This is a genomic window from Actimicrobium sp. CCI2.3, from assembly GCF_035019065.1.
Taxonomy (GTDB): Bacteria; Pseudomonadota; Gammaproteobacteria; order Burkholderiales; family Burkholderiaceae_D; genus Actimicrobium.
Genome location: NZ_JASJWR010000001.1, coordinates 115392 through 131631, shown reverse-complemented (window position 1 = coordinate 131631; position 16240 = coordinate 115392). Strand labels below are relative to the sequence as shown.

At 59.2% G+C, this 16240-nt stretch carries 9 protein-coding genes and 1 pseudogene; 5 read left to right on the top strand and 5 right to left on the bottom strand.

Going from position 1 to position 16240, the window contains the following annotated elements:
* Window positions 1-3 precede the first annotated feature (3 nt).
* Window positions 4-1527, top strand: a complete 1524-nt coding sequence (gene glpK, locus QN370_RS00550; RefSeq protein ID WP_322127491.1) for a glycerol kinase GlpK — start codon at window positions 4-6, stop codon at window positions 1525-1527.
* A gap of 121 nt (window positions 1528-1648) precedes the next feature.
* Window positions 1649-2359, top strand: a complete 711-nt coding sequence (locus QN370_RS00545) for an MIP/aquaporin family protein (protein WP_322127492.1) — start codon at window positions 1649-1651, stop codon at window positions 2357-2359.
* A gap of 91 nt (window positions 2360-2450) precedes the next feature.
* On the opposite strand, the gene QN370_RS00540 is transcribed toward QN370_RS00545, so the two are convergent.
* The 4 genes from QN370_RS00540 to QN370_RS00525 all read right to left on the bottom strand — a co-directional run bounded on the left by QN370_RS00540 (window position 2451) and on the right by QN370_RS00525 (window position 11730).
* A complete protein-coding gene (locus tag QN370_RS00540; RefSeq protein WP_322127493.1) occupies window positions 2451-3665 on the bottom strand; it encodes a YeeE/YedE family protein in 1215 nt (404 codons plus the stop codon).
* Window positions 3666-3702: 37 nt separating this feature from the next.
* Window positions 3703-6018, bottom strand: a complete 2316-nt coding sequence (locus tag QN370_RS00535) for a xanthine dehydrogenase family protein molybdopterin-binding subunit (RefSeq protein WP_322127494.1) — start codon at window positions 6016-6018, stop codon at window positions 3703-3705.
* Window positions 6015-6479, bottom strand: a complete 465-nt coding sequence (locus tag QN370_RS00530; RefSeq protein ID WP_322127495.1) for a (2Fe-2S)-binding protein — start codon at window positions 6477-6479, stop codon at window positions 6015-6017. The genes QN370_RS00535 and QN370_RS00530 overlap by 4 nt, the downstream gene beginning before the upstream one ends.
* A gap of 211 nt (window positions 6480-6690) precedes the next feature.
* Window positions 6691-11730: a diguanylate cyclase gene (locus QN370_RS00525; RefSeq protein ID WP_322127496.1), complete on the bottom strand. Its 5040-nt coding sequence runs from the start codon at window positions 11728-11730 to the stop codon at window positions 6691-6693.
* A 393-nt stretch (window positions 11731-12123) separates the two neighbouring features.
* Here QN370_RS00525 and QN370_RS00520 point away from each other — a divergent pair, with 393 nt between their 5' ends.
* The 3 genes and pseudogenes from QN370_RS00520 to QN370_RS20670 all read left to right on the top strand — a co-directional run.
* Window positions 12124-13416: a cytochrome-c peroxidase gene (locus QN370_RS00520; RefSeq protein WP_322127497.1), complete on the top strand. Its 1293-nt coding sequence runs from the start codon at window positions 12124-12126 to the stop codon at window positions 13414-13416.
* A 290-nt stretch (window positions 13417-13706) separates the two neighbouring features.
* A complete protein-coding gene (locus QN370_RS00515; protein WP_322127498.1) occupies window positions 13707-14864 on the top strand; it encodes a HAMP domain-containing sensor histidine kinase in 1158 nt (385 codons plus the stop codon).
* A gap of 170 nt (window positions 14865-15034) precedes the next feature.
* A pseudogene (locus tag QN370_RS20670) lies at window positions 15035-15289 on the top strand (REP-associated tyrosine transposase); the annotation flags it as partial.
* Between the two features lie 296 nt (window positions 15290-15585).
* Here the strand turns inward: QN370_RS20670 and QN370_RS00510 are convergent.
* Entirely contained in the window at window positions 15586-16212 is a 627-nt protein-coding gene (locus tag QN370_RS00510) for an SAM-dependent methyltransferase (protein ID WP_322127499.1), read from the bottom strand.
* Window positions 16213-16240 lie beyond the last annotated feature (28 nt).

Below are 16240 nucleotides of genomic sequence, written 5' to 3'. Positions count from 1 at the left end.
CAGATGACCAAGACCACCAAGGCCACCAAGGCCGACCAGTACATTCTTTCACTCGACCAGGGCACCACCAGTTCGCGCGCCGTGCTGTTCAACCGCACCGGCGACATTGTGTCGGTCGCGCAAAAGGAATTCCGGCAAATTTATCCCAAGCCCGGCTGGGTCGAACATGATCCACAGGAAATCTGGTCGACCCAGGCCGGCGTCGCTGCCGAGGCGGTCACTCATGCCGGACTGAACGGCACCTCCATTGCCGCCATCGGCATCAGCAACCAGCGCGAGACCACCATCGTCTGGGACCGCGAGACCGGACGCCCGCTCTACAACGCCATCGTCTGGCAGGACCGGCGCACCGCCGATTTTTGCGATGAACTCAAAGAACTCGGCCACGAAAAAATGGTCCGGTCCAAGACCGGCCTGCCGATTGATTCGTATTTTTCCGGCACCAAAATCCGCTGGATTCTCGACAACGTCGATGGCGCACGCGAGCGGGCCAACGAGGGCAAACTCTGCTTCGGCACGGTCGACAGCTGGCTGGTATGGAACTTCACCAAGCATGAACTGCACGTCACCGATGTCACCAACGCGGCGCGTACCATGCTGTTCAATATTCATACGCTGGAGTGGGATGACGAACTGCTCGAGATGCTCGATATCCCGCGCAGTATGCTGCCGGAAGTCCGCTCGTCCTCCGAAATCTACGGCAAGACCAAGACCACTGTCTTCGCCAGCGCGATCCCGCTGGCCGGGATTGCCGGCGACCAGCACGCCGCCCTGTTTGGCCAGATGTGCACGCAGCCCGGCATGGTCAAGAACACCTACGGCACGGGCTGCTTTCTGGTGATGAATACCGGTGACAAACCGGTCGAATCCAAGAATGACCTGATCACCACCATCGCCTGGAAAATCGGCGACCAGGTCAACTATGCGCTCGAGGGCAGCATCTTCATCGGGGGTGCCGTGGTGCAGTGGCTGCGCGATGGCCTGGGCATTATCAACAATGCCTCGCAGATCGAAGCACTGGCGCGTTCGGTGCCTGATAGCGATGGCGTGTATCTGGTGCCGGCCTTCGTCGGTCTCGGGGCACCGCACTGGAATGCACGCGCCCGCGGCACCCTGTTCGGACTGACGCGCGGCACCACTGCCGCCCACGTGGCCCGCGCCGGACTCGACAGCATTGCCTATCAATCGCACGACGTGCTCAGGGCCATGGAAGCCGACATGGGCTGCAAGATCACCGAACTGCGCGTCGATGGTGGCGCGGTCGCCAACGATCTGCTGATGCAGTTCCAGTCCGACATCCTTGGCGTCGAAGTGGTCCGGCCAAAAATTACCGAAACCACGGCCCTCGGTGCCGCCTATCTGGCTGGTCTCGCCGTCGGCTACTGGAAAGATATCGACGAAATCCAGGGCCAATGGGCGCTCGACCAGCGCTTCACACCGGCGGCCGACGGCAGCGTCGCGAAGCAGGGACTCAAGGGCTGGAAGCGCGCGATCCACGCCACCAAGGTCTGGGCCGATACGGTTTGAGATAACCCTCCCCCGAGGCAGCCTTCAGGACACGGTCGTCCGGCTGCCACGCTGCGGGGATCACCGATGCGCCTCGCATCGGCCCGCGTAGTTCACTTGCGCTAGTGACCGGAGCACCATCATGACGAATCCTTTGTTCGCTGAATTTATCGGCACCGCTTTGCTGGTCCTGCTGGGCGACGGCGTCGTCGCCAACGTCGTACTGAAAAAAACCAAGGGCCACGATAGCGGCCTGATCGTCATTGCCCTCGGCTGGGGCATGGCAGTATTTGTCGGTGTGCTGTGCACGGCGGCGGCCAGCGGTGCCCATTTGAATCCGAGCGTGACGGTCGCCCTGGCACTGGTCGACAAATTCCCGTGGGATCAGGTGCCCGGCTATATCGCCGCGCAGATGGCTGGCGGAATGGCCGGCGCGTTTCTGGTGTGGGCGGTCTACCAGAAGCATTTCGAGGCGACGCCGGACGCCGATACCAAGCTCGCGGTGTTCTGCACCGGGCCGGCGATTCGCGGCGCATGGGGTAGCCTCGTGTCGGAAATCGTCGCCACTTTTGTACTGGTGTTTGCAGTCCTGAACATGGCCGCGCCGCGTTACGGACTGGGCGCGATGAATGCCTTGCCGGTCGGTTTGCTGGTAGTCGGCATCGGTGTCTCGCTCGGTGGCACGACCGGCTATGCGATGAGTGCGGCACGTGATCTTGGCCCGCGCCTGATGCACGCCCTGCTGCCGATTTCCGGCAAGCGTGACAGTGACTGGGGCTATGCGTGGATCCCGGTGGTCGGGCCAATGATAGGTGCCGCCCTGGCTGCACTGCTGTACAACGCCAAGTTCTGATCAGGCGGCACTCAAAAAAATTCGCCCGCCGGAATCTACCCGGAGGACGAATTGACTACCGAATTGACTACCTAAGGTTCGCTAGAAAAACTCAGCAGGCGCTCGCCCGTACCGGAACCGGCAAATTGAACAGCGGCCGCACAAACAAGCCCGCCCAATTGCCGACCAAAGCAAACACGATCCACATCCAGCCATGCAAACTACCTGATGCAATCCCGCTGAAAAACGCGCCAATATTGCAGCCATAGGCCAGTCGTGCGCCATAGCCCAGCAGCAAACCACCGATCACCGATGCCAGCAAATGACGGCCGGAGATCGACCATTCCGGCTTGAATTTGCACGCCATCCCGGCCGACAGCAGCGCGCCCAGCATGATGCCGAAATCCATCACCGAGGTGGCATCGGACAGCACCGGCGCAGCCAGCGCCTGTTGCATCGCCGGTGCCGAATAACCGGACCAGGTCTCGATCGGTACCTGCATTGCCTGCAACGCCATGCCGCCCCACAGCCCGAAAGCCGACGTGATACCCCACGGCCGGCCGGCAAGATACAAGGTCACAAAATTGAGCACCGCCAGCCCGACTGCACCTGCCAGCAGTGGCCACGGACCACGCAACCAGGTGGCATTGCGAATTGTCAGGATCGGTTCGACGACGCCATGACGGGACCGCTCGATACGTGTCACCACCCAGTATGCCGTCGCAAATACAGCGATGTTCAGCAAGAGTGCCAGCGGCCAGCCAAAGGCCTTCACCAGTGACACTGGCGCATGCGATGGCAATGACTGCCACCAGCCAAGGTGGGTGATCCCAATGACCGAGCCCACCACGAAAAACAGCAAGGTCACGAACATCCGTGTGTTGCCGCCGCCCGCGGCGAACAGCGTTCCCGACGCACAGCCGCCGCCCATTTGCATGCCGAGTCCGAACAGAAAGGCACCGACGGCCACCGATACGCTCAACGGTGACACGAAACCGGTGACCGGCTGACCAAACAGCGAGCCATTCGCCAGAGCCGGAAAAATCAGCAGGCAAGCCACGCCCAGCATGACCATCTGGGCGCGAAAACCGGCGCTGCGCCCATCGGCCAGCAAGACCCGGAACGCCGATGTGAAACCGAACATCGCGTAATACAGCACGATGCCCAGTGCGCTACCGGTCGCAAACAGCAAGGCCATTCGGGTCGAGACAGTCTGGTTGATGACGACCGCCAGAACCAGCATCAGCGCCAATGCGCCGATGATGACCCGAATCTGTACTGCGGGTTGGTCCGGCATTTGCCGGGAGAGGGTTGCGCTACGGTTCATGATGTCGATTCTTACAGTGAGGGTGGAGACAAAAAAATTACGTTGCGGTCAATTGATCACGAATCGGCAATTGGCGAATACGCTTGCCGGTCGCCGCAAAAATCGCATTACACAGCGCGGGCGCGACCGGTGGCAACGGTGGCTCGCCGACACCACCGGGGGCCACCGCGTAGTTCGGTGCCACAGTATGCACGCGGATTTCACGTGGTACTTCGTTTTGCCGCAACAGCTCGAAGTCATGGAAGTTCGATTGCTCGACACGACCCTCCTTGAAGGTAATCTGTCCCTTGATGGCCAGCGTCAGACCCATGATCAACGCGCCTTCGACCTGCGAACGAATCCGCTCCGGATTGACTTGCGGTCCGCAATCGATCGCCATGTCAACGCCCACCACTTCCATCACACCCTTGTCGTCGACGGCTACTTCGATCACGGTCGCGGTGTAACTCATGAACGAGTAGGCCATCGCAATGCCGAGCCCGTGACCCTTGGGCAGCTTGCGACCCCAGCGAGCCTTGGCGGCAGCCAGTTCGACCACGCCGCGCATGCGGCCGGTATCGATCGGATAAATTTCCGGTGATTCGCCGTAGTTGCTGGTGTCGCCCATGGCCGTCGGATTGAGTTTGCGGGCCGGGCCGATCAGTTCGAGCAAGTAGTCTTTCGGGTCGCGCTTGGCAGCAGCGGCGAGTTCGGCAATAAACGATTGCACGCCAAACGCATGCGGAATGTTGTAGACCGAACGGAACCAGCCAATCCGTGCGTGGGCGGGCACTTCCGGCGTCTCGATGCGGATGTTCGGAATGGCGTACGGAATATTGATCGCGGTTTGTCCCATTTCACCAATGCCCAAACCCATCGCGCCCGGCACGAAGGTCGAACGGATAGTCGGTGCGGCCGAGCGATGCAGCCAGGCGGTCGGCTTGCCGGCGGCATCGACGGCTGCCTCGAAATGTTCTACCGAGACGGTATGCAAATAATCGTGGCGGATATCATCGTCGCGGGTCCATTGCACCTTGACTGGCTTGCCATCCATGGCCTTCGATAACAGCGCTGCTTCGGCGGCAAAGTCGGGTTTGGATTTGCGACCGAAACCGCCACCGAGCAAGGTGATATTGACTGTGACTTGCTCGGGCTTGATGCCGAGGTGCTTGGCGACGATTTCGGCAGTGGCTTGCGGTGCCTGCACCGGTGCCCAGATTTCGCATTTGCCGTCGACGAAGTGCGCGGTGGCGACCGGTGGCTCCATGGTCGCGTGGGCCAGATGCGGCAGATAGTATTCGGCGCTGACGGTCTTCTTCGATGCGGCCAGTACCTCCATCGTCTTGCCTTCATCGCGCACTGCCTTGGCCGGTGCACGCGCCACGACTTCCATCGTCTTGCGGAATTCGGCCGAGTTGTAGCTCGCGTTCGGACCGTCTTCCCATACGATTACCAGCGCTTCACGGCCTTTCATCGCCGCCCAGGTATTGGTCGCGATCACCGCCACGCCACCCAGCGGATTGAAGCCGACCGGACCCGGCGTGGCCTTGATTTCAACCACCCGCAGCACGCCCGGCAGGGTCAGCGCCTTGGCCGGGTCGAAGCTGACGACTTTGCCGCCCAGCACAGGCGGACGCGCCACGACCGCGTAGACCATGCCGTCGAGCCGGACATCGATACCGAACCTGGCGCGACCATGAACGATGTCGGCACCGTCGATGAGCTTGGCATTGTTTTTACCGATGTAGCGAAATTGCGCCGGCTTTTTGAGTACCAGTGTTTCGGTTGCCGGAATTGGTAGCGCCGCTGCCGCCACAGCGACCTGGCCGAAACCGATCTTGCGACCGGTCGGAACGTGCACCAGTTCATGATTGCGGGCCTGTACTTCACTGACAGGTACTTTCCATTCGGCGGCAGCAGCCGCTTCGAGCATCATCCGCGCGGCGGCACCGACCCGGCGCAACGGGGCCAGCGACTGACGCAGGCTGCGCGAACCGTCGGTATTCTGATTGCCGTACAGCGTCTGGTTGCCCTGTGCCTGGACGACCTTGACTTGCTTGAGGTCGGCTTCGAGTTCTTCGGCCACCACCAGCGGAAAACTGGAGCGTACGCCCTGCCCCATTTCAGAACGGTGACAGATCACCGACACCATGCCATCGGCAGCGATCGAGACAAACACCAGCGGGTTGTCGACCAGACCGCCCGGCATGCCAGCACCGCCATATTTTTTTGCAGGGGGTGGTGTCGCGGTTTGTGCAAACAGATTGCCGGACTGGGTCACGGCGATCAGGAAACCGGTCGCACCGACTGTTTTTAACAGGCGGCGGCGCGATGGATCGCTCGGTGTACCGAGCGTGATGTCGTTGTTCGTCATGCTTTTACTCCTTGTGCGGCAACCGTCTTGATGGCTGCGCGAATACGGGTGTAGGTACCACAACGGCACAGGTTGCCGCTCATGGCGTCATCGATGTCGCTGTCGGAAGGCTTGGGCGTGCGCTTGAGCAAAGCGATGGCCGACATGATTTGTCCGCCCTGGCAATAACCGCATTGCGGTACGCCGGCCTCGACCCAGGCGACCTGCAACGCCGCGCCCAGCTTGTCGTTTTCGACCTGCTCGATGGTCGTGATCTGTTTGCCGACAGCGGCAGAAATCGGCGTGATGCAGGAACGGATGGCAACGCCATCAAGATGAATGGTGCAGGAACCGCACAGGCCCATGCCGCAGCCGAACTTGGTGCCGGTCAGGCCCAGTTCATCGCGCAGGGTCCAGAGCAGGGGTGTGTCTTGCGGTACGGTGACGGTGTGAGCACGTCCATTGATAGTCAACGAAGTCATGGTGATATGTCCGGGGAGATGAGGAAACTGCACATCGGCATCGGTGTCGGTGTCTGGACGCGATGCCGGTCGTTAAACGCAACGGCGGTGTCAATGGAGTTGCAGCAATAAATCATTCGAGTAGTAACTCTATACCAGCGAGTAATAGTCCGCTTGGCATTAATTCATGTTAGCTATCAGTGTAGCTGCACACAATATCCCGGCGTTGACGTTAGCTGGCGGACAGATGAACGCGATTGCGTCCGGCTCCCTTGGCCAGATACAGCGCGTCATCGGACGCGCGCAACAGGTTGGCCATGGTGCCCGGATTGCCGGCATGATGGATCGCCACGCCAATACTGATGGTGACTTTGCCCAGCGGCGATTGCGCATGCGGCATCGCGAGCTGTTCGATGAGCAGCCGGACCGCCTCGGCCAATTGCAAAGCGTCGTGGTTATCGGTGTTGGCCAGCACGATAGAAAACTCTTCGCCACCATACCGTGCTGCCAGGTCAGCGCTGCGGCGCGTGCCGCCCTGCAGGACGGCGGCGATGCGACGCAGACAGTCGTCACCGGCCTGATGCCCGTAACAGTCATTGAATTTTTTGAAGTGGTCGACATCAATCATCAGCACGGCCAGCGGAAAGCCAGTGCGACCGGCGCGGCCCCATTCGCTGGACAGGACTTCATCGAACCGGCGCCGGTTCGCCAGTCCCGTGAGGCCATCGGTGGCTGAGAGCGTGGCCAGCTTGCCATTGGCGTCTTCCAGCTGCGCCGTGCGTTCGGCCACGCGCAATTCCAGACTGTCCACCATCCGCGCATGGGCAATTGAAATCATTGCCTGTCCGCCTAGCGTGCGCAGGAACTCGGCACGCTCGGCGGTGAACGATGAGTCGGTCAGGTTATTTTCAAGATACAGCAGGCAGGCCACCTGTCCGCCCTGCCGGATTGGCAGGCACAGCACCGACCGCGGCTGCTGTCGTTGCACATACGGATCGCCTGAAAAATGGGGCGACAAACTCAGGTTGTCCTCGATGATGACCTCGCCGGTGCGCACCACAAATCGCAGCAGCGACAGCGGGAATTGCACGTCGGCGGCGCTCTCGAGCGACACCACACGCGACTCCAGTACGGTGAGGCGGCTGTCATCCATCTCGGCTTCGACACGCCAGACAGCGGCATCGAGCAGCAGCAGTCGCGCCACCTGCGCACCGGAATTTTCGCGCACGATGGCAATGAGGTGCTGCAGCACGTTGCGCAAGCCGATTTCATCGGACAGGGCCTGCGATGCCTTGATGATCGATGCGAGGTCGAGCGCCGCATTGCCGGATGCGCCAGTCGTGTTGGTCGCCGCGACGAAATGTGGCGCAACGGTGCCGCTACCCGCATTGACCAGACTGCCATGTAGCGCGGCAAGTTGCGCCACCTTGCCGTCGGCACCCCAGCGCCGGTACAAGCCCAGCGCTTCTTGCAGGAACGTGGCGGCAACACGCGGCTGGCAATGCGCCAGCCAGAACTGGCCGCACAATTCATTGGCCAGCGCTTCGACATGAAGATAGCCGCTGTCATGCGCCGCATCGATCGCTTGCTGGTAAAAGCCCAGTGCCAGCGGCATGTCGTTGTGAGTGCGCGCCAGCTCCGCTTGCACCAGCCAGTTGCCGGCGGCGTGGTTGGCAGGATTCAGTTGCGCCCAACTGGCCAGCAGCGCCATGAGTGCCGTCACGCGTTCGAGCAATGCGTCGGCATCGGCACGCTGCGGTTGCCGTTGCAGTTGGCGCAGCCAGATCAGTGCCGCATACAACGTCGTTTCCGGCACCTTGGCCTGGCCGCGAAGTATCTGTACCACCAGATCGCGCTGATGGGCCTGCTGTTCGGCGTCGGCACTGTCGAACAGGTAGGCGTTACGGATTTTGCCCTGATAAAAATAGGCGAGATACAAGCGCGAACTGCCGTAACGCGCCAGAAAACCGGCCTCGCTGAAATCGTCGTCATCGTAACTGTCTGTGCTGCGGGTCAGACCCATCAGGCAACGGGCTGGCTGCAGCGCACCGGCGATCGTGCAATCGACCATGTCTTGCTGACCGTTACTGCGCATGATCCCGAGGTCACGCGTGGTGGCTTGCAGCAGGTCCGGCAGATAGTGACCAAGAATGAGCCGGTCAGTGGCCCGCACTGCCGCGACCACACCGACATTGACAAAGTCGCCGCTGTCGCGGGCATCGCGCAAGGCGTCATCGTACAGCGCGATCGAACTGCTCAAGGGTTGCGTCCAGTGGCTGATCATCGCGCCAAACATCAGGCCGGTCAGTACGCGCGCCTGCATGTTCTCGCCACGGTTGGCCAGCTCCAGCGCCATCGCACCGAAGCGGTAACTGCGCCGGTCGTGATACGTCCCGGAAAGGAAAAAAGCATAGGCGACATAGGCAACCGGCGTGAATTCGCTATTGCCCTGCTGCAGCGACAGGCGCGTCATCGACACCACCATCGTCATGCTCAGGTCTTGCTGACCGGCGTAATAGCTGGCTTGCCACAAGCGCTGCATCATTTGCATCGTCGCGCGCGCGAACGGGTCCTGCATCGGCGCGGCCTCCAGCAAGGCGTCGATATCGCAATCGCCGTAGTGTTGCGCAAGGTCGGCAACCATGTCCGCAATGCCGGCCTTGAGCACGCGACTGTCGTCGCTGACCGTCATTCCCAGTAAACCCAGTGCATCACGCAAGATGTGGATCGCTTCGGGCAAACGACCCTGCAACTGATACTGGCTGGCTTGCTGCCCGATGCAGCGAATGGCTTGCAGTGCATCGGTACTGTGGGCCCGCACCAGCGGATAGATCGCCTCGGCCTGTGCAAACTGATTGCACAGACACGCGGTCTCGGCGGCACCCAGTTGCAGGTCGAGCATCAGCGCGGTGTGCGTTTGCCATGCGTGGTCGGGCAACAGCGCGATCCCGATGTGCATGTGGCGCGCCGCTGCCTCGAACGCCGCCGCACCGCGCGCCTTGACGCCGGCGCGGTAATTCAATTGGGCGAGGTGGAGCAATTCGGCGGCGTCGGTCATGCCGTCACGTCCGGCATTGAACTGGTCGACGATGGCAAATAACTGGGCATCGGGATCAGCATCGGTGGCGTGACGCAGCAGTTCCCGCCCGATCTGCAAGTGACTGGCCTGGCGCGCTGCCATATCGGTGCTGGCATAAGCGGCTTGCTGGACCCGGTCATGCAGGAAGCGATAGCGCACCTGTGTCGCGCCCTGCATGTCAGAGCCAATATATTTGTACTGCTCACCGAGCGGATGCACCAGCCCGGCCTGCAGTGCCGGCCATAAATCCCGCTGCGTTTGCCAGCCGTGTTGACCACTGACCGCAGCCAGCGTATCGAGGTCAAAGCGGTTACCGATGCAGGATGCCAGTTCCAGCAAACGGCGTGCGGGCGACGGCAAGCGGCGGATTTTTTCAAGCATCAGGTCGATCACGTTATCGGTGTAATCGGTGTTGGCAATCGCCTCCAGATCCCAGCGCCAGCTCGTCGATGCGTGGTGATAAACCAGCTGCCCGGCCTCATGGATGGTGTGCAGGAACTGGTTCAGGAAAAACGGATTGCCACGGGTTTTTTTAAAACACAGGCCAGTCAGTGCGGCAGCGTCAGCGGGCGTGACATGCAAGGTCTCGGCAACCAGTTGGCCGACCTGCGTCTCGTCGAGCGGTGCCAGCAGCATGACCTCGATCGGAAAGCCGGCCTGTTGCAGACGCTCGCGCAGCGCAGTGAGCCGATGGTCGGCGTCCACTTCGTGGTCCCGATAGGCACCAATGCAGAGCAGGTACCGATCCTGTGGCGTCGCCATCACTGTCTCGATCAATGCCAGCGTTGGCGTGTCGACCCATTGCAGGTCATCGAGAAAAATAACCATCGGGTGGCTGGCCGACGAAAAGACGTCGACGAAGCGGCGAAACAACCGGTTCAGCCGGTGCTGGGCTTCGACCGGTGGCAATGCAGTCACCGCCTCGGTGACACCCACGATGAGCGCCAGATCAGGGATCAGCGCAACAAGCACGCCGATCTGTGTGCCCAGTGCCTCGCGCAACGCGCTGGCCCATTGCCGCACCTGGCGTTCCGGTTCGCACAACAACTGCCGGATTAATTCCTGCAATGCCTGCACCAGCGCGGCATAGGGTACGTCGCGGCGGAACTGGTCGCATTTGCCGGAGATAAAAAACCCGCGCTGCGCCACGATCGGCTTGTGCACCTCATGAATCAGCACCGACTTGCCCACGCCGGAATAGCCCCCTACCAGCAGCATCCCGGCCGGGCCGGTACTGGCTTTGGCGAACGCCGACAGCAAGGTCGCCACATCGTGCTCGCGGCCGATCAGTGTTTGCGGAATCAGGAAATGGCTGGTGGTGTCCGTCAGCTCGAACGGTGTTGCCTGGATCGGCCTGGGCAACTGCGCCAGGCTGCGGCACAGCGCCAGGTCTCTGACCAGTCCGGGCAAACCCTGATAACGCTGTTCGGCATTTTTTTCCATCAGGCGCTGTACGATTGCCAGTAGCGGTCCCGGCAATGCCGCCAGCGCGGGCAGCGACCAGTCAGGCGTGACGGCGAGATGACTGTGCACCAGCTCCATCGCATCCGCGCCGGGAAACGGCGGCTGTCCGCTGAGCAATTCATAAAAAGTCGCGCCCATGCTGTAATAATCGGCGCGGTAATCGACCACCCGATTCATGCGTCCGGTCTGTTCCGGTGCCATGTAGCGCAGGGTTCCTTCGAGCGCAGCAGGATGGTTGACCTGCGGGATTTCCTGCTCCAGTTCGCTGGCAATGCCGAAGTCAATGAGCTGCAGCACGCGACGCTGCGGATTCCAGACCAGATTGGACGGATTGACATCCTTGTGAATAATGCCTTTGCCGTGGACCACCGCCAGGACCGCGCAGAGCTGCAACGCGATCTCGAAAAATACATCCAGTGTTGGCTTGTGGCCGCCATCAATGAGCTTGTCAAGCGAATCGCCGTTGCCATCCTGCTGCAGCATGGTCCAGTAGCCCGCATCGAAACGCAACGCCAGTGGCTGCGCGATACCGGGATGCGGGCAGCGGGCGGCGATGGTGAATTCACGCTTGTACCTGGTGGCCTCCTGAAACGACACGGCCGTCTTGTTCAATATCTTGACTATGACCGGCCGTGCATCGGCACCCCGACCCTGTCGCGCACGATAAACCCGCGAGTGTGCACTGGTGTGCAAGCTGTCGGTAATGTCGTAGACGAAAGGTCGGTTCAATGTATTCCTTGCCACTTTGGCGCATGCATCGGCTCAATGCATTGTGTGCAATTAACTTGGGCTCAATACTAGTGGGCTGCATCTTACATCGACAAAGTTGCACCAAATAGTTAGCGGGCAAACCGCGCGGAAAATTCCAGCGCCTGCCGATACGCTATTAACCTGGAGTAATTTTATTCTACTCGTAAGATTTGTTTTTTACGCAAAAGTCAAGTCCGCCAACAGCACAGCCTCTGCCCAGAGACCCTGCGCAACCCATGATAGCTGTCATTGAGTAACAGTTTTTCATTATAACTTTTATTACCTTGAGGAAATTTAAATGAGATGTTGGCTACCAGCGGTTGATGTAATTTGGCGCGTTGCGCTCGGATAATCTGGCTGGGAGGCCCGTTCATGAAAACCCTGGTATCCAAACAACGATCGGCCAGACGCGACGTGGCCCAACTGGTGACCGCCTGTTGCGCGGCAATGTGCCTGACATGGTCAGCGATGGCGATTGCTCAGACGGTGCCTCCGCCGCCAGCGCCATCTCCCAAGCCATTACTGCTGACCAGACTGCAGACTTTGGGGCAACAGCTAGTCTCTGATCGCAACCTGTCCGAACCTGCCGGCACTGCTTGCGTGAGCTGCCACACTGCTCAGACCGGTTTTGCCAATAATCACGGTTCGCTTATTGGCGTCGCTCTCGGTAGTCGCCCTGGCGCAGTCGGATTGCGCAATGCCATGTCTCAGGCCTATCAATCATTCGTACCACCGTTTCATTTTCGGGTCGTCGATGGCGATACGGATGCGGTGGGAGGGCATTTTTGGGATGGTCGTGCCGATACCATGGCATTGCAGGCGCTCGGGCCTTTTCTGGCAAGTGCCGAGATGAACAACCCGAATGCCGTGGCCGTCGTGAAGAAGGTAGCGAAGTCGGGGTATGCCAATTTGATGCGTGAGGAATTCGGTTCCAAAATCTTCGACAAGCCGGATCTGGCCTTTCAAAACATGGGCGTTGCTATCGCCGCATTTGAAGCGACCTCCGCGCTCCAGCCGTTTTCATCCAAGTACGACATGGTTGTGCAGGGAAAGACTAAGCTGGCAGCGAACGAAGAACGCGGCATGCAATTGTTCATGGATACCAAGCGGGCCAATTGTGCGTCCTGCCATCTGATGAAGCCGACTTCTGGCAAGCCCGAGGATTCGCTCTTCACGGATTTTGCCTACTACGCTACCGGGATTCCGCGCAACAAGCTCATTCCTGACAATGCCAACCCGGGGTTTTATGACCTCGGGCTGTGCGGTCCGAAACGGACCCGACCGGCGCTCGGTGCCAATGTCCCCGGCAATATCAGTATCGAAAAGTTCTGCGGCACATTCCGCATGGTCTCGCTGCGCAATGTGGCCAACCGGCAGGCGTTCATGCACAACGGCTTCTTCAAGGATTTGCACGACGTAGTGGCTTTTTATTCCACCCGCAACAGTGACCCGAAGCGCTGGTACGGATCTACTGGCATACCCAATGACCTGCCGGTCGCCTACCAAACCAATATCGTGAATGACCGTGCACCATTCGACCGGCCAAAGTCAGCCGGACCGCTACTCAACCAAGGTGAGATTCAGGATATCGTCGCCTTCCTGGGCACCTTGAGCGATGGGTACGTGCTGCCGCCACGTGCCCCAATACTTAGTTCATTGCGATAGTCCGCCAGCCGTCAGCGGCGCCGTCAGTTGGCACTGACGGCGAGCAAAAATGGTCCGGGTGCGGCTTTCCGGTTTTGCGGTACGTCGTCGCAATTCAGTGGTCTGAGCGTTTCATGTAGCGCGACGATAAAAGATTAGACCCGTACTTTCTTAATTAGAAATCAGGACCAAAACAATAATTAATACGATACTGAGCGCCGCCTGGCGTCAACCCATTTACCGAGTCAATTCGTGTTCCTTCGCGTAAGATGCCTTCAATTACCTGGACTGGCCCACTTGCAAGAAAAATTATGATGCATGAATTCTTAATGACACATCGGGCCGAGCTTGAGCGGCGATGCCGCGAGAAAGTTTCAAGCCGCCCCGGTAGATCGCCGAACACGCAGCAACTGGAACAAGGTATTCCCATGTTCCTGGATCAGCTGATTCGTACGCTGCAAGCGGAAAACCGAGGAGCAGAGTCCGAATCCCGTGCTCTCTCAGGCCCCTCGTCGGGTGATCCCTCCGGCGATTCGGACATGGCGGCATCGGCGGCTATCCACGGAGCCGATCTTTTGACCATGGGATACTCGATCGATGAGGTGGTCCATGATTATGGTGACCTCTGTCAGGCTGTGTCTGACCTGTCAATTGACCTCGACCAGATATTTACGGTCCACGAATTCCGGACGCTCAATCGCTGCCTGGATAACGGCATAGCAGGTGCCGTGGCGGCATTTAGCGAAGATCGTGACCTGGTGATCGCCGATAGACAAGCTTTGGAGACGAACGAGCGTCTGGGCTTTCTCGCCCATGAACTACGCAATCACTTGAACACAGCAATGCTCGCGCTGGCAGCCATCAAGACAGGCAATGTTGGCCTGGTCGGTCCTACCGGAAGCGCACTCGATCGTAGTCTGGTCGGCCTTCGAAGGCAGATCGACCGGTCGCTTGCTGAGGTCCGTATTGGTCCCGGCATGACGTTACATCGCTCGGTTTTCAGTCTCGCAAATTTTATTAAAGAAATAAAATATTCTGCTTCGCTTGAAGCTGACCTGTTGAAGTGTGGTTTTCACGTTGAACCGATTTCTCCTCTGTTGTCGGTGGATGCTGATAAGGACTTGCTCTTTTCAGCACTGGGCAATCTGCTGCAAAACGCGTTCAAATTTAGTGGTAACGGCGGTGTCGTTACACTCAGCGCCAACGTTGAGGTGGACCGCGTGCGAATTAAAGTTAAAGACAACGGGCCAGGACTGAGCGAACAAGCCGTACAGGACATGTTCTTGCCGTTCACACAGGGTGGATCGAACAGGAGTGGCCTGGGACTCGGGCTCTCAATTGCGCGGCGCAGTGTCGAAGCAAATGGCGGATTACTTACTGTCGAAAGTACGGTCGGTCAAGGATGCTTGTTCATCATTGATTTGCCTGACAGATCCGTCACTGGAGAAGCCGCCAGCCAACACGTTTGAATTGTTGTCGCATCTGGGTTTTCTTTGCTTCTCGGACAAGCTGATTTGCAGATAATTCGATCCGAAACTGACGCCGAATGCGTGCGCGGTTGATTTGAACTGCGAGTCGCTCAGCTACTACGACATCCTCGAAAAACCTTGAACGTGGATGACGGTGCCTCCAGCGCGACGGCAACGATCTGCTGTTGCGGCATATCGCCCTGCTCCGTCAAGTTGTTCGCGAGGTCCGACACCGTTTCCCTTTTGTGATTCACGCGTGGGTGGTCTTGCCCGAGCATCTTCATTGCATCCTCGAACTACCCGAGGGGGAGTGGGACTTCGCAGTGCGCTGGCGACTGATCAAGATGCATTTCTCAAAAGGGATTCCGGCGCACGAGCCACGTAACGTGTCGCGCATGAAGCGTGGCGAACGGGGTGTCTGGTAACGCCGCTATCGGGAGCATTGGATACGGGACGAGGACGATTATCGTGCACACATGAATTACGTGCACATCAATCCACCCAAGCATGGGCTCGTTGCGCGTGTCGGTGTCTGGCCGTATTCAACGTTTCACCGGTTGGTCAAGGAAGACGTTTATCCGGCGGATTGGGCGGGCAGGTTTGAGGACAATGTTGTGGTACCGGATTAGCGAGCGCTGTGCAATGCCCTTCGGTTATTGCACCCTACGTGAGATGCCGATCGGAGCTTCATGATGAAGCGATCAGCCTCCTCACATCCGTATCAACGAAACTTGTCCTTGCGGCCAGTCTTGATGTCGATAAAAAATTTCACGCCTTTTTCAGTCAGCTCGATGGCGTCCGGCGGTTCGTCGCCGGCCAGCACGCCGGACAACACGGCCAGACCCTCGCCCTTGCGCAATAACGCATCAGCCCGCTCGTACACATTCTTGCAACCCGTCTCGGCCATCAGGCTTTGCACGATCGCCACTTTCCAGGCATCGACCCCGGCGGCCTGAAATTCGCACACCAGATAGCCCTTAGTGCCGCCGTACCATTCGACCAGCAAGCCCGACAAGCCATCCTCGTCACCACTCACCAGGACGACGGGTTTGGTCGTGGCACCGCTGCGCTTGGCAACGGCGACTTTGACGCGGCGCTTGATCAATGCATGGTCAACCGGTTCGTTGGCATCGAAGCTCCAGATCCGGGCGCGAATCTGTGATTTGGAATTGTAGGCAGCGCGGGCAATGAACTGGCCAGACGACGAATGCACCAGCGCGGTAATACCGGCAGTCATTTTTTCTTGCGGGCGGCCGTCGACCCGTTCGACTGCCGAGGCATACACCCACGGCTGGCGTTCTTCGAGCAGGCTTTTTTCCTTGCCTTGTTTGATAGTAATGATGAGCATGACGTGTTTCCGGATGAGATATCGCAAT